The 18,693-nt window shown below is 73.0% G+C and carries 20 protein-coding genes; 10 read left to right on the top strand and 10 right to left on the bottom strand.

The annotated features are described in order from the left end of the window. Nucleotides 1-29 precede the first annotated feature (29 nt). On the top strand, nt 30-821 hold the full coding sequence (locus tag B5P21_RS08450; protein WP_015490379.1) for an SGNH/GDSL hydrolase family protein: 792 nt from the start codon (nt 30-32) through the stop codon (nt 819-821). 15 nt (nt 822-836) lie between these two features. Here the strand turns inward: B5P21_RS08450 and B5P21_RS08445 are convergent, their stop codons facing one another. Together B5P21_RS08445 and B5P21_RS08440 are read right to left on the bottom strand one after the other, a co-directional pair. Continuing rightward, on the bottom strand, nt 837-2,051 hold the full coding sequence (locus B5P21_RS08445) for a D-alanyl-D-alanine carboxypeptidase family protein (protein WP_045528070.1): 1,215 nt from the start codon (nt 2,049-2,051) through the stop codon (nt 837-839). Beyond that, a complete protein-coding gene (locus B5P21_RS08440) occupies nt 2,048-2,857 on the bottom strand; it encodes a TrmH family RNA methyltransferase (RefSeq protein WP_045528072.1) in 810 nt (269 codons plus the stop codon). The genes B5P21_RS08445 and B5P21_RS08440 overlap by 4 nt, the downstream gene beginning before the upstream one ends. Nucleotides 2,858-3,012: 155 nt before the next feature. Here B5P21_RS08440 and B5P21_RS08435 point away from each other — a divergent pair, with 155 nt between their 5' ends. Together B5P21_RS08435 and B5P21_RS08430 are read left to right on the top strand one after the other, a co-directional pair. Continuing rightward, nucleotides 3,013-3,867: a Sir2 family NAD-dependent protein deacetylase gene (locus B5P21_RS08435; protein ID WP_045528074.1), complete on the top strand. Its 855-nt coding sequence runs from the start codon at nt 3,013-3,015 to the stop codon at nt 3,865-3,867. Beyond that, nucleotides 3,864-4,499, top strand: a complete 636-nt coding sequence (locus B5P21_RS08430) for a histidine phosphatase family protein (RefSeq protein ID WP_045528076.1) — start codon at nt 3,864-3,866, stop codon at nt 4,497-4,499. Before B5P21_RS08435 ends, B5P21_RS08430 begins: the two co-directional genes overlap by 4 nt. Before the next feature lie 42 nt (nt 4,500-4,541). Here the strand turns inward: B5P21_RS08430 and B5P21_RS08425 are convergent, their stop codons facing one another. After that, nucleotides 4,542-5,636, bottom strand: coding sequence for a glycosyltransferase family 4 protein (locus tag B5P21_RS08425; RefSeq protein ID WP_045528077.1), 1,095 nt, complete (start codon nt 5,634-5,636; stop codon nt 4,542-4,544). Next, a complete protein-coding gene (locus B5P21_RS08420; RefSeq protein ID WP_045528079.1) occupies nt 5,633-6,529 on the bottom strand; it encodes an alpha/beta fold hydrolase in 897 nt (298 codons plus the stop codon). The genes B5P21_RS08425 and B5P21_RS08420 overlap by 4 nt, the downstream gene beginning before the upstream one ends. Before the next feature lie 124 nt (nt 6,530-6,653). Between B5P21_RS08420 and treS the strand changes: the two genes are divergently transcribed. After that, nucleotides 6,654-8,387, top strand: coding sequence for a maltose alpha-D-glucosyltransferase (gene treS / locus B5P21_RS08415; protein WP_378108699.1), 1,734 nt, complete (start codon nt 6,654-6,656; stop codon nt 8,385-8,387). 10 nt (nt 8,388-8,397) lie between these two features. Beyond that, a complete protein-coding gene (locus B5P21_RS08410; protein WP_045528083.1) occupies nt 8,398-9,099 on the top strand; it encodes a 3'-5' exonuclease in 702 nt (233 codons plus the stop codon). A gap of 112 nt (nt 9,100-9,211) precedes the next feature. Here the strand turns inward: B5P21_RS08410 and B5P21_RS08405 are convergent, their stop codons facing one another. From B5P21_RS08405 to glgA, 3 genes are all read right to left on the bottom strand, one after another. After that, entirely contained in the window at nt 9,212-9,466 is a 255-nt protein-coding gene (locus tag B5P21_RS08405; protein ID WP_015490388.1) for a type B 50S ribosomal protein L31, read from the bottom strand. A gap of 144 nt (nt 9,467-9,610) precedes the next feature. Then, nucleotides 9,611-10,399 (bottom strand): ABC transporter ATP-binding protein, encoded by a 789-nt coding sequence (locus B5P21_RS08400; RefSeq protein ID WP_045528085.1) that lies wholly within the window; start codon nt 10,397-10,399, stop codon nt 9,611-9,613. Between the two features lie 78 nt (nt 10,400-10,477). Then, entirely contained in the window at nt 10,478-11,662 is a 1,185-nt protein-coding gene (gene glgA / locus B5P21_RS08395) for a glycogen synthase (protein ID WP_045528087.1), read from the bottom strand. Between the two features lie 46 nt (nt 11,663-11,708). On the opposite strand from glgA, the gene B5P21_RS08390 reads away from it, so the two are divergent. Continuing rightward, on the top strand, nt 11,709-12,950 hold the full coding sequence (locus B5P21_RS08390) for a glucose-1-phosphate adenylyltransferase (RefSeq protein WP_045528089.1): 1,242 nt from the start codon (nt 11,709-11,711) through the stop codon (nt 12,948-12,950). Continuing rightward, nucleotides 12,947-13,639, top strand: coding sequence for a phosphoserine phosphatase SerB (gene serB / locus B5P21_RS08385; protein ID WP_172457225.1), 693 nt, complete (start codon nt 12,947-12,949; stop codon nt 13,637-13,639). The genes B5P21_RS08390 and serB overlap by 4 nt, the downstream gene beginning before the upstream one ends. A gap of 22 nt (nt 13,640-13,661) precedes the next feature. Here serB and B5P21_RS08380 read toward each other — a convergent pair whose 3' ends face one another. Together B5P21_RS08380 and fabG are read right to left on the bottom strand one after the other, a co-directional pair. Then, a complete protein-coding gene (locus B5P21_RS08380) occupies nt 13,662-14,618 on the bottom strand; it encodes a phosphotransferase enzyme family protein (RefSeq protein WP_045528091.1) in 957 nt (318 codons plus the stop codon). 23 nt (nt 14,619-14,641) lie between these two features. Continuing rightward, a complete protein-coding gene (fabG, locus tag B5P21_RS08375) occupies nt 14,642-15,352 on the bottom strand; it encodes a 3-oxoacyl-ACP reductase FabG (protein ID WP_045528093.1) in 711 nt (236 codons plus the stop codon). A gap of 120 nt (nt 15,353-15,472) precedes the next feature. On the opposite strand from fabG, the gene B5P21_RS08370 reads away from it, so the two are divergent. Genes B5P21_RS08370 through B5P21_RS08360 form a run of 3 tightly spaced genes read left to right on the top strand, consistent with a single transcriptional unit; the run spans nt 15,473 to nt 17,027 of the window. Further along, a complete protein-coding gene (locus tag B5P21_RS08370; RefSeq protein WP_052663202.1) occupies nt 15,473-15,931 on the top strand; it encodes a DUF3099 domain-containing protein in 459 nt (152 codons plus the stop codon). Further along, nucleotides 15,928-16,185, top strand: a complete 258-nt coding sequence (locus B5P21_RS08365) for a hypothetical protein (RefSeq protein ID WP_086522221.1) — start codon at nt 15,928-15,930, stop codon at nt 16,183-16,185. The genes B5P21_RS08370 and B5P21_RS08365 overlap by 4 nt, the downstream gene beginning before the upstream one ends. Next, on the top strand, nt 16,182-17,027 hold the full coding sequence (locus B5P21_RS08360) for an SURF1 family cytochrome oxidase biogenesis protein (protein ID WP_045528098.1): 846 nt from the start codon (nt 16,182-16,184) through the stop codon (nt 17,025-17,027). Before B5P21_RS08365 ends, B5P21_RS08360 begins: the two co-directional genes overlap by 4 nt. Nucleotides 17,028-17,078: 51 nt before the next feature. On the opposite strand, the gene B5P21_RS08355 is transcribed toward B5P21_RS08360, so the two are convergent. Further along, on the bottom strand, nt 17,079-18,677 hold the full coding sequence (locus B5P21_RS08355; RefSeq protein ID WP_045528101.1) for an ABC-F family ATP-binding cassette domain-containing protein: 1,599 nt from the start codon (nt 18,675-18,677) through the stop codon (nt 17,079-17,081). Between the last annotated feature and the right edge of the window lie 16 nt (nt 18,678-18,693).

Raw genomic sequence — 18,693 nt, 5'->3', positions numbered from 1 at the left:
ATGGGAGCGACCCACCCGGAAGGACCCGCATGACCCAGCCCCACCCCTGGCGCCGCTACGTCGCCCTCGGCGACTCCTTCACGGAGGGCATCGGCGACCCCGAGCCCGGCAGCCCCGGCGGGCACCGCGGGTGGGCCGACCGGGTGGCCGAGGTGCTGGCCGACCAGGTCGAGGGCTTCTCCTACGCGAACCTCGCGATCCGCGGGCGCCTCCTCGGGCAGATCGCGGACGAGCAGGTGGAGCCGGCGCTCGCGCTGCACCCCGACCTCGTCTCGCTCTCGGCGGGCGGCAACGACATCCTCCGGCCCGGCGCGGATCCCGACCGCCTCGCGGAGCGCCTCGACGGCATGGTCGCGCGGCTCTCCTCCGAGGGCGCGACCGTGGTGCTCTTCACGGGCACCGACGTCAAGTTCTCCCCCGTCTTCGGGCGCCTCCGCGGCAAGGTCGCGATCTACAACGAGGACATCCGCGCGGTCGCCGCGCGGCACGACTGCATCGTGGCCGACCAGTGGTCGCTCACCGAGATCCAGGACCCGCGCATGTGGGACGTCGACCGGCTGCACCTCGCGCCGCTCGGGCACCACACCGTGGCGCGCATGGTGCTGCAGGCGCTCGCCGTGGAGAACGACCTCGAGCCGCTGAAGCCCGAGCCGCTGCCGCCGCGCACCTGGAGCCAGGCGCGCGCCGGCGACATCGACTGGGCGCGCTCCTACTTCGTGCCCTGGGTGCTGCGGCGCCTCCGCCACCAGTCCTCGGGCGACGGGCGCACGGCCAAGCGGCCCGACGCGTCGCCGTGGACGCGCGTCGACGCGGGGAGCTGACCGGCAGGAGGATCCTCAGCCGAGCAGCTCGCCCGGGTTGCCGAGGCGCCACCAGCCGTCGGGGCCGGGGATGTCGCGGTCGAGGGCGAGCGGCACGCGCACGGTCTGCTGCCCGGCGGTGACCGTCGCCGCGCCGACCTCGGTGCCCGCGGCGGCCTCGCCGGATCCGGACGCCTCCACGGTCGTGGTGACGGGCGTGTCTCCCCACACGAGCAGCGACTCGTCCGCGGCGGCGACGGCCTGCGCAGTCGCGCCCCACGCGGTCGTGTAGTCGGCGAACGGCTCCCCCGCGACGGCCACCCGCACGACGTGCAGGTTCGCCGAGACCGTCGGCAGCAGCGCGGTCACCTGCCGGGCCAGCTCCGCGTGGTCCTTCGCGCCGAGCGTCACGCCGACGAGGGTCACGTCGCGGTCGCCCACCTTCGTGTCCACCGCCCAGAGCAGGCACTTCCCGGCCTGCTCCAGCGTCCCCGTCTTGATCCCGCGGAAGCCCGGGACGCCCGCCAGCAGGTTGCGGTTCTCGACGTTCCCCACGCCCGCCACGTCGGCGCTGCGCTGGTCGACGATGTCCGCGAGCACGGGGTCGGCGAGCACCATCTCGCCGATGCGGACGAGGTCGGCCGTCGTGCTCACGGTCTGGGGCGAGAGCCCCATCGCGTCGGCCACGTGCGTGCCCGTGAGCCCGTGCTCGGCGAGCCAGACGTTCGCGGCCGCGACGAAGGCGTCGTTCGAGCCGTACGCCCAGACCCCGAGCGCCGCCGCGTAGTTGTTGGCGCTCGCGAGCAGCGCGCCCTCCAGGAGGTCGCGCTCCGAGAGGCTCGTGCCCGGGACGGCGGGCTCGACGATGCCGTCCTGCTGGAGGATCTCGCCGCGGAGCGCCTCGTCCTCGGCCGTGAAGGTGACCTGCGGCCCGTCCTCCCCGGCCGCGAGCGGCTTGGTCTCCAGCACGACGAGCGCGGTCACCGTCTTGGTGATGCTGGCCATCGGCCGGGGCGTCGGATCCTGGTCGTCCGTCGCGAGCACGCCGTCGAACCCGATGGCGCCGACGGCGGAGACCCCCTCGGCGGGCCAGGTCTCGGGCGTCGGGACGTTGACGACGGGCGACGGCGCGTCGACCTGCGCGACCGCGGCCGGCGGATCCGCCGTGAGGGTGACGGGCACGTACACGCCCGCCGAGGCCACGAGCGCCGCGGCGACGCCGGCCAGCGTGAGGCGGCGGGCGCGGCTCACGCGGGGACCCGCAGCGCGTAGAGGGCGACGGCGCTCGCCGCGGCCACGTTGAGCGAGTCGACTCCGTGCAGCATGGGGATCACGACGGTCGAGTCCGCGTGGCGGAGCGCGTGCCGGCTGAGGCCGTCGCCCTCGGTGCCGAGGACGAGCGCGATCCGCTCGGGCGGATCCACCGCGAAGGCGTCGAGGGTCACCGCGTCGTCCTCCAGGGCGAGCGCGGCGAGGTGGAAGCCGGCCTCGTGCAGGAGCGGCGCGGCCTCGGGCCACTCGGGCAGCCGGGTCCACGGCACCTGCAGCACGGTGCCCATGCTCACGCGCACGCTCCGCCGGTAGAGCGGGTCGGCGCAGCGCGGGGTGATCAGCACGGCGTCCGCGCCGATGCCCGCGACCGCGCGGAAGATCGCGCCGACGTTCGTGTGGTCGACGATGTCCTCCAGCACGACGACCCGGCGCGCGTCCCGCAGGACGTCGGCGACCGCGGGCAGGGGCGGGCGGTGCATCGCGGCGAGCGCCCCGCGGTGCAGGTTGTAGCCCGTGAGGCGCTCGAGCACCGCGGCCGCGCCCACGAAGACGGGCACGTCGGGGAAGCCCGCGAGCAGCGGGGCCACGTCGTCGAGCCACTGCTCCTGCACGAGGACCGAGCGCGGCACGTGCCCGGCGGCGAGCGCGCGGCCCATGACCTTGGTCGACTCGGCGATGTAGAGGCCGCCCGCGGGCTCGCTCACGCGGCGGAGGGCCACGTCGGTGAGCCGCGAGTAGTCCTCGAGGCCCGGGGAGGAGAGGTCCTCGATGCGGTGGATGTGCACGCCGGTCCTCTCTCGGTCCGCCCTCGAGGGGTGCGGAGCCACTTCGCGCGGAGCCGTCGCGGGGATGCGCTGTCTAGACTCGACAGGACAATGATGCCCTGCCCCGTCGCCGCCCGCCGACGGGCCGGGGCGCCAGCTCGGCACCGGGAGGCCCCATGAGCACCGCTCTCCGAGACGTTCCCCGACCCCCCGCGGGGTCCACGATCGCCGAGGCGGTCGAGCTGATGCGCGGCCGCCGCACCGCCGTCCTCACGGGCGCCGGCCTCAGCACCGACTCGGGCATCCCCGACTACCGGGGCGAGGGCGCCCCGAAGCGGAACCCCATGACCTTCCAGCAGTTCCGCAGCGAGGGCGACGACTTCCGCCGCCGCTACTGGGCGGGCGGGCACCTCGGCTGGAAGGCCTTCAGCTCCGCGCGGCCCAACGACGGGCACCGGGCGCTCGCCGACCTGGAGGCGGCCGGCGTGGTGGGTGGCCTGGTCACGCAGAACGTCGACGGCCTGCACGAGCGCGCCGGATCCCGTCGCGTGGTCGACCTGCACGGCTCGCTCGACCGCGTCCTCTGCCTCGACTGCGGGCAGGCCTACGCGCGCTCCGCGATCGCGGACCGCATCAGCGCCGAGAACCCGTGGCTCGACCAGCCCGACGCGGTGGAGCTCAACCCGGACGGCGACGCGCAGGTACACGACGTCGACCGGTTCCGGATCCCCGTGTGCAGCGTCTGCGGCGGCATGCTCAAGCCCGACGTGGTCTTCTTCGGCGAGCTCGTGCCCACGGAGCGCTTCCGCGACGCGAGCGCCATCGTCTCGGACGCCGACGTGCTCCTCATCGCCGGATCGTCCCTCGCGGTCAACTCCGGCATCCGCCTGCTCGAGATCGCCCGGAGGAGCCGCATGCCGATCGTGATCCTCAACCGCGGCAGCACCAAGGGCGACACCCGCGCCACCGTGCGCCTCGAGGGCGGCACGAGCGAGACCCTCCGCGCGATCGCGACGGAGCTGGCGTCGTGACGCGGATCGTGCTCGTCCGCCACGGCCGCACCGCGTGGAACGTGGAGCGGCGCGTGCAGGGATCCAGCGACATCCCGCTCGACGACACCGGCCGCGCGCAGGCCGCCACCGCGGGCGCGCTGCTCGCCGCGGCGGTCGCGGGCGGCGCGGGCTGGGACGCGGTGCACGCGAGCCCGCTGAGCCGCGCCTTCGAGACCGCGTCGATCATCGCGGAGCACCTCGCGCTCGGCGGCGCGCCCGCGTCGGGTCCGCTGCCGGAGCCCGCGCTCGCCGAGCGCCGCTACGGCCTCGCGGAGGGTCTCACGCACGCGGAGATCGAGGCGCGCTTCCCGGACGGCGACGTCCCCGGCCGGGAGACCGTGGAGTCGGTCACCGCGCGGGCCGGCGCCGCGCTCCTGCGGCTCGCGGAACGGCACCCCGGCGGCTCGATCATCGCGGTGTCGCACGGCGGCGTGATCGCGGCGCTGGCTCGCAGCCTCGACGCGTCGCTCGGCAGCCGACCCGGGCCCATGATCGAGAACGGCTCCGCCCACACGTTCGGCGTGGTCGACGGGGAGCTGTCGCTCCTGCGCTTCGGCGGCGTGGCCGACCTCGGCGCGATCGCCGACCTCGACCCGGCGCGCCGGGCCTGATCCGCACCGCTCCCCCGCCGCGGCGGACGGCGGCCCGCCTGCTCAGGTCCCGCGCCGCCCCGTCCGGGCGACCTGCTCGAGGAGGTCGCCGAGCGCCTCGGCCGACCGGTCCCAGTCGTACTCGGCGGCGCGGGCGATGCACGCCGCCGAGCGCCGCCGCCACTCGTCCGGGTCCTCCAGCGCGCGCACGGCCGCGGCGAACCCCTCGGCGTCGTCCGGGTCCACGTACACGGCCGCGTCGCCCCCGATCTCGCGGAAGATCGGGATGTCGCTGACCACCACGGGCAGGCCGACGCTCATGGCCTCGATCACGGGGATCCCGAACCCCTCGTCGCGCGACGCCGTCAGCAGGGCGGTCGCGCGCCGGAGCGTCCGCGCGTACTCCTCGTCGCTCGCGCCGTCGCGGAACACGAGCCGCGCCCCGTCCGCGATCGACTCCAGCCGCTCGCGTTCCGGCGCGGCGATGCGGCTCATGAGGTGCAGCTCGTGGTCGGGCAGGTCGTCGGCCGCGTGCACGAGCGTCTCGACGTTCTTGTAGGGCATGTAGGAGCCCATGTAGACGAGCGTGCGCTCGGCCGACGCCTCGCGCGGTGCGTCCGGGCTGCCGTCGGGCGCGGGCGCCAGCTCGGCCGCGTTCGGCACGACGACCACGGGCTTCGTGGTCAGGCGGTGCGCGCGGATGAGGCCGCGCGTCGTCTCGCTGACCGTCACGATCGCGTCGGCCCGGTCGAGCAGCAGCCGCTGCGGCCACCACGCCAAGTGGAAGGCCCGCCAGAGCGCGCGCACGGGCGCGGGCAGGTCGCGCGGGGGTCGCCGGTGCCGGTAGTAGATGAGGTCGTGCAGCGTGAGCACGAGCGGGTAGGTGCGCCCGCGCGATCCCATCGTCTGCATGGGGCTGTAGACGACGTCGGGCGCCATCCGCGAGACGCGTCGGGCGAGCCACGGCTCCCGCGGACCGGTCGGCGAGCTGACCAGCTGCCACGGCAGGTCGGGCAGGAGCGCGAGCTGGCGGTGGTCGCTGATGAGCATGGTCACGTCGAACCGCGCGCCGAGCCGGGCGACGAGCTCGGCGCCGTAGCGGCTGATCCCGTCGTGCCGGCCGATGCGCGTGTACCTGCAGTCGAACACGAGCCTCATGACGCGCTCCCCTCGTCCAGGAACGCGCGGATCGAGCCGGCCGCCTCCCGGGGCGTCTCGTAGTGGATGAGGTGCCCGACCCGCGGGATCACCTCGAGCCGCGCGTCCGCGAACAGGCGCTGCAGCCGGTGCTGCGCGGCGACGGGCGTGATGTCGTCCCGCTCGGCGGCGACGAGCAGCACGGGCACGGCGACGCGCGCGGCGTACGTGCTCACGTCCGACGACACCGACGCGCGGAACGCCTCGAGCACGACGCGGCGGTCGCTGAAGGCGCTGAAGAAGCGGTCGTGCTGGTCGTTGATCCAGCGGCGGAGCGACCGGTCGCGCGTCTTCGCCATGGCCTCGCTCATCACCCGGACGATGGCGCGGTTGCGCAGCAGGCCGAAGCCCGCGCGCTCGGGCAGCACGGCGGCGGCGCGGTAGTAGAGCACGGCGAGCCGGGTGAGGATCCCCCGCGGCCCCTCCAGCGCGGGCGCCGCGATCGGGTTCACGAGGATCGCGCGCGGGCTCGGCAGGCCGTCCGCGAGCGCCGCCGCGACGACGATCGATCCGAAGGAGTGGCCGAGCGCGGTCGCCTCGCGCGTGCCGGTCGCGTCGACGAACGCCCGCAGCCACGCGGAGTACCCGGCGATGTCGTGCCGCGCGTCGACGAGTGGCGTCGAGTCGCCGAAGCCGGGCAGGTCGGGCGAGAGGATCCGCACGCCCGGCAGCTGCGCGACGACCGGCTCGAGCCCGTGGTGGTCCCCGCGGAAGCCGTGCACGACGACGAGCACCTGCGGCGCGTCGGCGGGCCCGTACTCCCACCAGGCGGTGCGGCTCCCGAGGAGGTCGACGGTGCGGCGGACCACGGGGATGCGGTCGAGCTGGGCGGCGTAGGGCGAGGGGACGGTCATCGGGGACGAGTCTACGAGCGGGTGCCGCCCGCGCCCCCTGGCGCGCCGGGGCCGGCCACCGGCGCGCCCCGCCTAGAGTGGCGATCGAGCCTTCCCGCCCCGAGTCGACGCCCCCGTCGCGCCCATGAGGAGAACCGTGAGCTTCACCGCCCCCATCACCCTGCCCGGCCTCACCCTCGACAAGCAGTGGTACAAGCGCTCGGTCTTCTACGAGGTGATGATCCGCTCGTTCGTCGACTCGAACGGCGACGGCACGGGCGACATCCAGGGCCTCATCTCCAAGCTCGACTACCTGCAGTGGCTCGGCATCGACGGCCTCTGGCTCCCGCCCTTCTTCCAGTCGCCCCTCCGCGACGGCGGCTACGACATCAGCGACTACCTGGCCGTCCTCCCCGAGTTCGGCACGCTCGACGACTTCAAGGAGCTCGTCACCAAGTCGCACGAGCGCAACATGCGCATCGTCATCGACCTCGTGATGAACCACACCTCCGACCAGCACGAGTGGTTCCAGCAGTCCCGATCCGACCCCGATGGCCCCTACGGCGACTTCTACGTCTGGAGCGACACCGACGAGAAGTACGAGGACATCCGCGTCATCTTCGTCGACACCGAGGAGTCCAACTGGACCTTCGACCCGGTGCGCCGCCAGTTCTTCTTCCACCGCTTCTTCTCGCACCAGCCGGACCTCAACTTCGACAACCCGAAGGTGCACGAGGCCATCTACGGCGTCATCCGCCACTGGCTCGACATGGGCGTCGACGGCCTGCGCCTCGACGCGATCCCGTACCTCTACGAGACCGAGGAGGGCAACGGCGAGGGCGAGCCCGCCACGCACGAGTTCCTCAAGCGCCTGCGCGCCATGGTCGACGAGGAGTACCCGGGTCGGATCCTCATCGCCGAGGCCAACCAGTGGCCTCGCGAGGTCTCCGCGTTCCTCGGCACCGAGGAGGAGCCCGAGTGCCACATGGCGTTCGACTTCCCGATCATGCCGCGCATCTTCTACTCCCTCCGCTCGCAGACCGCGGACGAGTTGAAGCGGATCATGGGCGAGACGTTCGAGATCCCCGAGGCCGCCGCATGGGGCGTCTTCCTCCGCAACCACGACGAGCTCACGCTCGAGATGGTGAGCGAGGAGTATCGCCAGGCGATGTACGGCTGGTACGCGTACGACCCGCGCATGCGCGTCAACATCGGCATCCGCCGCCGCCTGGCGCCGCTGCTCGACAACTCGCGCGCCGAGCTCGAGCTCGTGCACGCGCTCCTGTTCTCCCTCCCCGGCAGCCCGTTCCTCTACTACGGCGACGAGATCGGCATGGGCGACAACATCTGGCTGCCGGACCGCGACGCCTCGCGCACGCCCATGCAGTGGACCCCGGACCGCAACGCCGGGTTCTCGACCGCCGACCCGGGCAAGCTCTACCTCCCCGTCGTGCAGTCGCTCGTCTACAACTACGCGCAGATCAACGTGGAGTCGCAGCTGGCGCAGTCCCGCTCGCTACTGCACTGGGTGCGGAACGTCATCCACGTGCGCAAGGCCCACCCGGTCTTCGGCCAGGGCACCATCCGCGTGCTGCCCACCGACCACGAGAGCGTCCTCGCGTTCGTGCGCTCCTACGAGGGCAGCGGCACGCACTTCGGCGACCGCGCGGAGGACGTGCTCTGCGTCTTCTCGTTCGCGCACAACCCGGTGTCGGTCACCATCGACGCGTCCGACTTCGCCGGCTCGCAGCTGTACGACCTCTTCGGCGGCGCCGTCTTCCCGACGGTCGGCGACGACGGCCGGCTCACGCTCACGCTCGCCACGCAGAGCTTCTACTGGCTGCACATGGGTGCGCCCGCCATCGGCGGTCGCCCGTAGCATCTACAGGATGAGCTCCCGCTGGCACCACTCCCTCGCCTCCTTCGACCTCGAGACGACGGGGGTGGACGTCGAGACCGCCCGCATCGTCACGGCGTGCATCGTCGTGCTCGACGCGGACGGGCAGGTCACCGAACGGCACGACTGGCTGGCGGATCCCGGCGTCGAGATCCCCGCGGGCGCGGCGGCCATCCACGGCGTCACCACGGAGCGCGCCCGGGCCGAGGGGCGCGACGCCGGCGCGGTCGTGCTCGAGATCGTCACGACCATCCGCGACATGTTCGCCCGGGGCCTCGCCCTCGTGGTCTACAACGCGCCCTACGACCTCACCCTGCTCAACCGCGAGGCCGTGCGGCACGGGGTGGAGCCGCTGCGCGACACCGGCCCCGTCATCGACCCGCTCGTCATCGACAAGGCGGTGGACACCTACCGCCGCGGCAAGCGCACCCTGTCCGTCGCGGCCGAGCACTACGGCGTGCGCCTCGACGACGCGCACGACGCCGGCGCCGATGCCATCGCCGCGGGTCGCGTCGCCCAGGCCATCGCCGGTCGCTACGCCGACCAGCTCGACATCCCCGTCCTCGACCTGCACGACCGCCAGGTCGACTGGTCGCGCGTGCAGGCGGAGAGCTTCCAGGACTACATGCGGCGCACGCGGGATCCCGCGTTCACCACCTCCGGTGCCTGGCCCGAGCGGCACGCCGGGTCCTGACCCGGTCCCCGGCGTCGGCCCCTCGTGCCCGTCGCGGGAGCGCGGCGCCTCGGGGACGACGAAGGGCGCCCGGCCGGAGCCGGGCGCCCTTCGTGGTGCAGCGGGTGGGCTGCTACTTCTTGCCGAAGCCCGCGTAGCGCGAGTTGAACTTCTCGACGCGGCCGGCGGAGTCCATGATGCGCTGCTTGCCCGTGTAGAACGGGTGCGACTCGCTCGAGATCTCGACGTCGATGACGGGGTACGTGTTGCCGTCCTCCCACTCGATGGTCTTGGAGCTGCCGACGGTGGAGCGCGTGAGGAAGGTCGCACCGGAGGCGAGGTCGCGGAAGACGACGGGGGCGTACTGGGGGTGGATGTCGGTCTTCATCGGGGAGTGTCCTTCGTCGGTTCGATTGTCTGCGTGGGAAGCGTGGGTGCCCGGGATGATCACCGGACCAGTGGACGAGCCTACCAGACGGGTGCCGGGAACGGGCCGACGCGCCGGTGGTCCGCCCGTGCGCGGGAGGAGGGGTCAGGAGCGGACGGCGCGGGCCGTGAAGCGCCCGTCGTCGTGCGTGACCTCGAGCGCGAGCCCGAAGGCGCGGCCGAGGTTGTCCGCGGTGATGACGTCGGCGAGCGGGCCGGCCGCGACGACCGCGCCCTCGCGCAGCAGCAGCGCGTGCGTGAAGCCGCGCGGGATCTCCTCGACGTGGTGCGTGACCATGACGATGCCGGGGGCCTCGGGCGCCGACGCGTAGCCGCCGAGCAGCTGCAGCAGCTCCTCGCGCGCGCCGAGGTCGAGGCTCGCGGCCGGCTCGTCGAGCAGCAGCAGCTCGGGGTCGGTCATGATCGAGCGCGCGATCTGCACGCGCTTCTGCTCGCCGTCGCTCAGCGTGCCGAACCTCCGCTGCTCGAGGTGGCCGAGGCGCCACTCGGCGAGCACGCGCTGGGCGCGGCGCACGTCGATGTCCTCGTAGTCCTCGTTCCAGCGGCCGGTCACCGAGTAGGCGGCGGTGAGCACGACGTCGAGCACGGTCTCGTCGGCGGGGATCCGCCGGGCCATGGCGGTGGACGCGAAGCCGATGCGGGAGCGGAGCTCGAAAACGTCCACGCGGCCGAGCTCGTGGTCGAGGACCGTCGCTGTGCCCAAGGACGGGTGCTGCATGGCGGAGGCGATCTGTAGGAGGCTCGTCTTCCCGGCGCCGTTCGGCCCGAGGACGACCCAGCGCTCGTCGCCGTCCACCGTCCACTCCACCTGGTCGAGGATGGTCGTCCCATTCCGGACGAAGGACACTCCGGACAGGGAGAGGACGTGGCTCATGGGGACGAGTCTACCGGCCCGGGCTCCCCGCGCCTCCCGGCTGCGGGGTGGGCCGGACGGCGGCGCGGGGCCGGTCCCTCAGCGCAGGATCGACGCGTAGATCGCCTCGGTCTGGCGGGCGATGCGGTCCCAGCCGAACTCGCGCTCGGCGCGCACCCGGCCGGCCTCGCCCATGCGCCGCGCGGCGTCGGGATCCGCGACGACCTCCGTCAGCGCGGCCGCGAGGTCGCGGACGAAGCGCTCGGGGTCGGTGGGCGTGCCCGTGCCGTCCGTGGCCTGGTCGATGGGGACGAGGCGTCCGGTGACGCCGTCGTCGACGACCTCGGGGATCCCGCCCGTGGCGGTGCCGACGACGGGCGCCCCGCACGCCATGGCCTCGAGGTTCACGATGCCGAGCGGCTCGTAGACGGACGGGCAGACGAAGACGGTGCTGGCGGTGAGCACGGCGGAGAGCTCGCGGCGCGGCAGCAGGCGGTCGATCCAGACGACGCCCGAGCGCTCCTCCTGGAGGCCGCGGACGAGGGCCGTGACCTCCTCCATGATCTGCGGGGTGTCGGGCGCGCCCGCGCACAGCACCATCTGCACGTCGGCCGGCAGCAGCGCGGCGGCGCGCAGGAGGTAGGGCAGCCCCTTCTGGCGCGTGATCCGGCCGACGAACACGACCGAGGGCCGCGAGGGGTCGATGCCGAGGGAGCGCACGAGGTCGTCGTCGTGCACGGGCGCCCAGGCCTCGAGGTCGATGCCGTTGTAGACCGTGTGCACCAGCGCCTCGTCGAGCGCGGGGTACGAGCGGAGGATGTCGCGCTTCATGCCGTCGCTGACGGCGATGACGGCGTCGGCCGCCTCGTAGGCGGTGCGCTCGATCCAGCTCGAGACGCGGTACCCGCCGCCCAGCTGCTCGGCCTTCCACGGGCGCAGCGGCTCGAGGCTGTGGGCGGTGACGACGTGCGGGATCCCGTGCAGCATCGACGCCACGTGGCCCGCGTGGTTCGCGTACCAGGTGTGCGAGTGCACGACGTCGGCGCCCGCGACGTCGCTCGCGATCGCCAGGTCGACGGCCATCGTCTGCAGGGTCGCGTTGGCATCGCGGAGCTCCGACGGGACGGCATAGGAGAAGACGCCGGGCTCGTCGCGCGGCGCGCCGAAGGCACGGACGACGACCTCCGTCCGCTGCCGCATGGCCTTCACGAGCTCGGTGACGTGCACGCCGGCACCCCCGTAGACCTCGGGCGGATACTCCTTGGTGATCACGTCTGCTCGCATTGGTCGAACGCTAGTACATGCCCCGACGTGCATCTACGCTGGGGCAATGGCATCGAAGAAGATCTTTGGAATCGTGCTCGCCGGCGGCGAGGGCAAGCGCCTCATGCCGCTCACCGCGGACCGGGCGAAGCCCGCCGTCCCGTTCGGCGGGCAGTACCGGCTCATCGACTTCGCGCTCTCCAACCTCATCAACTCGGGCCTCACGCAGATCGTCGTGCTGACGCAGTACAAGTCGCACTCGCTCGACCGGCACGTATCGCAGACCTGGCGCCTCAACCAGATGCTCAACTCGTACATCGCGTCGGTGCCCGCCCAGCAGCGCCTCGGCAAGCGGTGGTTCAGCGGCTCGGCCGACGCGATCCTGCAGAGCCTCAACCTCATCAACGACGAGAAGCCCGACATCGTCGTCGTGGTCGGCGCCGACCACGTGTACCGCATGGACTTCAGCCAGATGATCGAGGCGCACATCGCGTCCGGCCACGGCGCGACGGTCGCGGCGATCCGCCAGCCGATCGGGCTCGCCGACCAGTTCGGCGTCATCGACGTGGATCCCGCGAACCCGTACCAGATCCGCGCCTTCCTCGAGAAGCCGAAGGACCCGCAGGGCCTCGACGACTCCCCCGGCGAGGTGCTCGCGTCCATGGGCAACTACGTCTTCGACACCGACCAGCTCATCGACGCGGTGCGCCGCGACGGCGAGAACGCGGAGTCCGCGCACGACATGGGCGGCGACATCGTGCCGTGGTTCGTCGAGCAGGGGAACGCCGGCGTCTACGACCTCAACCGCAACGAGGTGCCCGGCGCCAACGACCGCGACCGCTACTACTGGCGCGACGTCGGCACGATCGAGTCGTTCTTCGACGCGCACCAGGACCTCATCTCGGCCCTGCCCGTGTTCAACCTCTACAACAAGGACTGGCCGATCTTCAGCCAGCAGCTCAACAGCCCGCCGGCCAAGTTCGTCCGCGACGCGCAGGGCGACACGGGCACGATGATCGACTCGATCACCTCGCTCGGCGGCGTGATCAGCGGCGCCCACGTCGAGCGCAGCGTGCTGGGCCCGTGGGTCATCGCGGAGTCGGGTGCGCGCATCGTGGACAGCATCGTGTTCGACAAGGTGCACATCGGAGCGGGCGCGGTCATCACCCGCGCGATCCTCGACAAGGACGTCGAGGTCGAGCCCGGCGCCACGGTCGGCGTCGACCACGACCGCGACCTGGCGCGCGGCTTCACCGTCACCGACGGCGGCATCACCGTCGTGGGCAAGGGCGTGCGCGTCACCCCGTGAGCGACGTCCTGCCGCTGGCCGCCCCGTCGGCGTCGCCCGTCCCCCGCGCCCTCCCGCGCATGCTCGTCGTGCTGGACGTCGACTCGACCCTCATCGAGGACGAGGCGATCGAGCTGCTCGCCGCGGAGGCGGGCTCGCTCGACGAGGTCGCCGCCGTCACCGAGCGCGCGATGCGCGGCGAGCTGGACTTCGCGGAGAGCCTGCGCTCCCGGGTCGCGACGCTGGCCGGGCTGCCGTCGTCGGTGCACGCCGCCGTCGGGGCGCGCATCCGCGTCACCCCCGGCGCGGAGCGCATGATCGCCGGCCTGCACGACGCCGGCCACGTCGTCGCGGTCGTGTCGGGCGGCTTCCACGAGCTGCTGGATCCGCTGGCCGAGCGCCTCGGGCTCGACCTCTGGCGCGCGAACCGGCTGGAGACGGCCGACGGGCGGCTCACGGGTCGCGTCACGGGTCCCGTCGTCGACGCCGCCGCCAAGCGCGCGGCCGTCGAGGAGTGGAGCGCCGGGCTCGGCATCCCCCTCGCCCGCGTCGTGGCGGTCGGCGACGGCGCCAACGACCTCGAGATGATGGCCGCGGCCGGGCTCTCCGTCGCCTTCGACGCGAAGCCCGCGGTCCGCCGGCGCGCCGACGTGTGCGTCGACCGCCGGGACCTCGCGCAGGTGCTCGCGCTCCTGGGCCTCCCCCGCTGATCCGGCCGCTCGCGCGCGCGGGTCAGCCCGTGACGACGGCCCGCGCGATCGCCGCGAGCTGGGCGATGTTGGCGGGCATCCGCTCCCGCTCCGACGGCAGGCTCGCGAGGTGCGTCACGTTGTCGAGGTAGGCCAGGAAGATGAACGCGCCGAAGCGCTCGTCCGGGACGCCGGTGCTGCCGCCCGCCGCCGTGTAGGCGCGGTGGAACTGCGCGCGCTGGCGGGGCGCCAGGTACATGATCGCGGCGGCGACGTCGAGGCCGGCGGGACCCAGGCCGCAGCGGTCGAAGTCGATGACGGAGACGCCGTCGGGCCCCTGGATCAGGTTGCCCGGGTGGTAGTCGCCATGCACCATGATCGGCGGACCGGCCTCCGCCAGCGTCGCGCGGAGCTCCTCGATCGCGCCGGCCAGCGCGTCGGCGGTGGAGCCGTCGGCCATGATGCCCGGGTAGCCCTCGACGAGGCGCTCCAGTCGCGTGGTGGCGTAGTCCGCGTCATAGCGGCGCCGCTCCCCCGCCAGGGCGACGGCCGCCGGATCCGCGCCGGCCGCGTGGAGGGCGGCCAGCGTCTCGGCGAACGGCCCCGCGTCCCACGAGGCGGCGAGGCTGCTCAGCATGTCGCCGTCGTGCCAGGTGAGCAGGCTCGCGAGGCGACGCTCGACGCGCTCGCCCGACGCGCCGACCACCGCGCGGCGGAGGCCGACCTCGTCGTGGTCGGGGACGGGGACCTCCACGGTCGCCGTCCAGGATCCGTGGCGCGTGCGCTGCGGCTCCGGGACGGAGGGCCCGCCGCGCGCGGCGAGCACGTCGAGCCAGTCGAGCTCCAGGTCGATCTCGCGCTGCTTCCGGCGCGCGACATGCAGGCGGAGCAGGTAGCGGGATCCGCCCTGGACGTCGACCCGGTACGCGTGGTTGTGCGTGGCCCCCAGCTCGGTGAGCGCGGCGGGACCGAGGTCCCAGGCCGCCAGGAGGTCGGACACGGCGCTCTCCCCGACCCTCGGGGTCAGTGGCCCATGCCGAGGCCGCCGTCGACCGGGATCACGGCGCCGGAGATGTACGCGGCCTCGTCCGAGGACACCCACGCCACGACGCCCGCGACCTCGGCGGCCGTGCCGTAGCGGCCGGCCGGGATGGACTTCTTGTACTCGGCCGCCGTCGCCTCGGGGAGCTCGGCGGTCATGTCGGTCTCGATGAAGCCGGGTGCGACGACGTTCGCGGTGATGCCGCGGGCGCCGAGCTCGCGGGTGACGGAGCGGGCGAGGCCGACGAGGCCGCTCTTGGACGCCGCGTAGTTGACCTGGCCACCCGAGCCGTAGAGCCCGACGACGCTGGAGATGAGGACGATGCGGCCGAAGCGCGCCTTGAGCATGCCCTTGGACGCGCGCTTGACGACGCGGAACGCGCCGCCCAGGTTCGTGTCGACGACCTCGGTGAAGTCGTCGTCGCTCATCCGCATCATGAGGGTGTCGCGCGTGATGCCCGCGTTGGCGACGACGACCTCGACGGGTCCGTACGCGGCCTCGACCTCGGAGAACGCGGCGTCGACGGACGCGGCGTCGGTCACGTCCGCGCGCACCGTGAGGCTGCCGTCGGGGCCCTGGCCGGAGCGCGCGGTGACCGCGACGCGGTGGCCCTGACGCAGCATCTCCTCGGCGATCGCGTAGCCGATCCCCCTGTTGCCTCCGGTGACGACGACGGTGCGTGCGGTGCTCATGGGGGACCTTCCATTACGGCTTGGAGGGGGCTTGCGGACGCGGACGAGCCTATCGGTGGCCGGGCGTAACCTGGTCTCGATGGGGAGCGCGTCGCTCCCTGCGAAGGACGCCATCCACGCATGCCAGCTCCGCAGCAGTCGGTCACCAGCCTCCCCCGGTCCCCGCAGGAAGACCGCCATGCCCGCATGGTGAAGTACACCATCGCGATGAGCATCCGCATGGTCTGCATCTTGTCGTGCCTCTTCCTCCAGGGCTGGTGGCTGGCCGTCGCCGCCATCGGCGCCATCGTGCTCCCGTACTTCGCGGTCATCCTCGCGAACGTCGGCGGCAACCAGGGCACCGCGGTCGAGCGGCCCGGCGGCGTGGTCGTCGTCTCCGCCCGCCACTCCGGCTTCCCGCCGCCCGCCGAGCCGTACGTGCCGTCGGAGCCGTTCCGCGCGTCGGAGCCCTTCACCACGCCCGAGCCCTTCACGACCTACGAGACCGGTCGCGCGCCCGAGGCGGCCCCCGGCTCGTCGGCCGCCCGTCCGACGAGCGCGGGAGGACCGACCGCGCCCGACACCCCGACCGACGCGTGAGCGGGCTCGCCTCCTGGGGCCTCGGATCCGCCGGGCCGTCCGCCGACGTCGTCGAGTGCTCGCGTGCGGGCTGCCGCGCCGACGCCGCCTGGCGCGTCGAGTGGCGGAACCCGCGCATCCACACGCCCGATCGGGTCAAGACCTGGACCGCGTGCGACGAGCACGTCGGCTTCCTGCGCGACTTCCTCGCCGGTCGCGACTTCCCCGTGCGCGTCGCCGCGATCGACGCGCCCGTCGCGGGGGCGATCGCGTGAGCCGCTGGCGCTTCGTCCTCAACCGCAGGTGGGCCGGCTACCTCGCGGTCGCCGTGGTCTTCGCCATCGCCTGCGTCCTCCTCAGCCACTGGCAGTTCGCGCGCCGTGACGAGGCCCTCGCCGAGATCGCCAAGGTCGAGGACAACTGGGACCGCGCCCCGCAGCCGGTCGACCAGGTGCTCGCCGACACGTCGGCGTACGTCGACACGCAGAAGTGGACGCCGGTCACGATGACCGGCACCTACCTGGTGGACGAGCAGCTGCTCGCCCGCAACCGGCCGTTCAACGGGCAGCCGGGCTTCGAGGTCCTCACTCCGCTGCGCCTCGACGACGGCCGCGTGTTCGTCGTCGACCGCGGCTGGGTGCCCATCGGCAACTCGCAGGACTCCCCGGACTCCGTCCCCGCCCCGCCCGCCGGCGTGGTCACGGTGACGGCGCGCCTCAAGGCGGGCGAGCCGGAGCTGCCGGGCCGGTCGGCGCCCGAGGGCCAGATCGCGACCGTCAACCTGCCCGACATCGCCGAGCGCGTGGGGTCGCCCACGTTCACGGGCGCGTACGGCCTGCTGATCTCGGAGGATCCCGCCCCCGCCGACGCCGCGCCGTTCGCGACGCCGCGTCCCGAGGAGGACGAGGGCCCGCACCTCTCCTACGCGTTCCAGTGGCTGGTGTTCGCCATCATCGCGTTCGTCGGCCTCGGCGTCGCGATCCGCAACGAGTACCGCTTCATCAACGCGGACGATCCCGAGGAGCAGGAGCGCGAGCGCGCTCGCCAGGCCAAGCGCGCGAGGAAGCAGCCCTCGGACGCCGACGTCGAGGACCGGATCCTCGACGAGGCGCGCTGACCTGAGGCCTCCGCCCGCGCGTCCGGCCGTCCCGCCCGAGAGCGCGCCGGGTCAGGCCAGCTCGATGAGGTCCATGTAGTCGGGGCTCCAGTGGTCCTCGGTGCCCTCCGGCATGATGAGGACGCGCTCCGGGTTCAGCGCCTCGACCGCACCCGAGTCGTGGCTGACGAGCACCACGGCGCCCGAGTACGTGTTGAGCGCGCCGAGGATCTCCTCGCGGCTCGCGGGGTCGAGGTTGTTGGTGGGCTCGTCGAGCAGCAGCACGTTCGCACCGGACACGACGATCATCGCCAGCGCGAGCCGCGTCTTCTCGCCGCCGGACAGGACGCCGGCGGGCTTCGCCGAGTCGTCGCCCGTGAAGAGGAACGAGCCCAGCACGCGACGCGCCTCCATCTCGGAGATGTCGGGCGAGGAGGAGACCATGTTCTCCAGCACGCTGCGCTTCACGTCGATGGTCTCGTGCTCCTGCGCGTAGTAGCCGACGCGCAGGCCGTGGCCGGGCTCGAGCTTCCCGGTGTCGGGCTGGTCGACGCCCGCGAGGATCCGCAGGAGCGTCGTCTTGCCCGCGCCGTTGAGGCCGAGGATGACGACCTTGCTGCCGCGGTCGATCGCGAGGTCGACGGCGGTGAAGATCTCGAGCGAGCCGTAGTTCTTGCTGAGGTCGCTCGCCATGAGCGGCGTGCGGCCGCACGCCACGGGCTCGGGGAAGCGCAGCTTGGCGACGCGGTCGACGGCGCGCACCTCCTCGAGGCCGGACAGCATCTTCTCGGCGCGACGCACCATCTGGTGGGCGGCGGCGGCCTTCGACGCCTTGGCGCCGAACTTCGCGGCCTGCAGCTGGAGGACGCCCGCCTTCTTCTCGACGTTGGCGCGCTCCTTCTTGCGGCGCTCCTCGTCGGCGGCGCGCTGGCGCTGGTAGTGCTTCCAGCCCATGTTGTAGATGTCGATGACCATGCGGTTGGCGTCGAGGTAGAAGACGCGGTTCACGGTGTCCCCGACGAGCTCCACGTCGTGGCTGATCACGATCAGCCCGCCCTGGTATCCCTTGAGGAACTCGCGGAGCCACGTGACGGAGTCGGCGTCGAGGTGGTTGGTGGGCTCGTCGAGGAGCATGGTGTCGGCGCCGGAGAAGAGGATGCGCGCGAGCTCGATGCGGCGACGCTGGCCGCCGGAGAGGGTGCTGAGCGGCTGGTCGAGGATCCGGTCGGGCAGGCTCAGGTTGCTCGCGATCGAGGCCGCCTCGGCCTCGGCCGCGTACCCGCCGAGCGCGACGAAGCGCTCCTCGAGCCGGCCGTAGTCCTTCATCGCCTTCGCCGAGACCTTGTCGTCCGTGGACGCCATGTCGAGCATCGCGCGCTGCATGTCGAGCGACAGCGTGCCGAGGCTGCGGGCGTCGAGGATGCGGGTGCGCGCCAGGTCCTCCGGGTTGCCGGAGCGCGGATCCTGCGGGAGGTAGCCGATCTCGCCGGAGCGGTCGATGCGGCCGCCGGTGGGCTGGCCCTCCCCCGCGAGGATCTTGGCGAGCGTCGTCTTGCCGGCGCCGTTGCGGCCGACGAGGCCGATCTTGTCCCCCGGGCTCACCCGGAACGAGACGTCCTCCATGAGGACGCGGGCGCCGACGCGCAGCTCCAGGTCGTGTACAGCGAGCACGGTGAGGGGTCCTTCT

Source organism: Clavibacter michiganensis subsp. insidiosus (genome assembly GCF_002240565.1).
GTDB lineage: Bacteria > Actinomycetota > Actinomycetes > Actinomycetales > Microbacteriaceae > Clavibacter > Clavibacter insidiosus.
The sequence above is the reverse complement of the archived record's forward strand: the minus strand, read 5'-3'. Positions and strand labels throughout refer to the sequence as shown.

Bases quoted from the DNA above. Each gene is read 5' to 3' on its own strand.
- B5P21_RS08450 (WP_015490379.1), top strand. From the start codon at position 30: ATGACCCAGCCCCACCCCTGGCGCCGCTACGTCGCCCTCGGCGACTCC.
- B5P21_RS08435 (WP_045528074.1), top strand. From the start codon at position 3,013: ATGAGCACCGCTCTCCGAGACGTTCCCCGACCCCCCGCGGGGTCCACG.
- B5P21_RS08425 (WP_045528077.1), bottom strand. From the start codon at position 5,636: ATGAGGCTCGTGTTCGACTGCAGGTACACGCGCATCGGCCGGCACGAC.
- B5P21_RS08420 (WP_045528079.1), bottom strand. From the start codon at position 6,529: ATGACCGTCCCCTCGCCCTACGCCGCCCAGCTCGACCGCATCCCCGTG.
- treS (WP_378108699.1), top strand. From the start codon at position 6,654: ATGAGGAGAACCGTGAGCTTCACCGCCCCCATCACCCTGCCCGGCCTC.
- B5P21_RS08410 (WP_045528083.1), top strand. From the start codon at position 8,398: ATGAGCTCCCGCTGGCACCACTCCCTCGCCTCCTTCGACCTCGAGACG.
- B5P21_RS08405 (WP_015490388.1), bottom strand. From the start codon at position 9,466: ATGAAGACCGACATCCACCCCCAGTACGCCCCCGTCGTCTTCCGCGAC.
- B5P21_RS08400 (WP_045528085.1), bottom strand. From the start codon at position 10,399: ATGAGCCACGTCCTCTCCCTGTCCGGAGTGTCCTTCGTCCGGAATGGG.
- glgA (WP_045528087.1), bottom strand. From the start codon at position 11,662: ATGCGAGCAGACGTGATCACCAAGGAGTATCCGCCCGAGGTCTACGGG.
- B5P21_RS08390 (WP_045528089.1), top strand. From the start codon at position 11,709: ATGGCATCGAAGAAGATCTTTGGAATCGTGCTCGCCGGCGGCGAGGGC.
- fabG (WP_045528093.1), bottom strand. From the start codon at position 15,352: ATGAGCACCGCACGCACCGTCGTCGTCACCGGAGGCAACAGGGGGATC.
- B5P21_RS08370 (WP_052663202.1), top strand. From the start codon at position 15,473: ATGCCAGCTCCGCAGCAGTCGGTCACCAGCCTCCCCCGGTCCCCGCAG.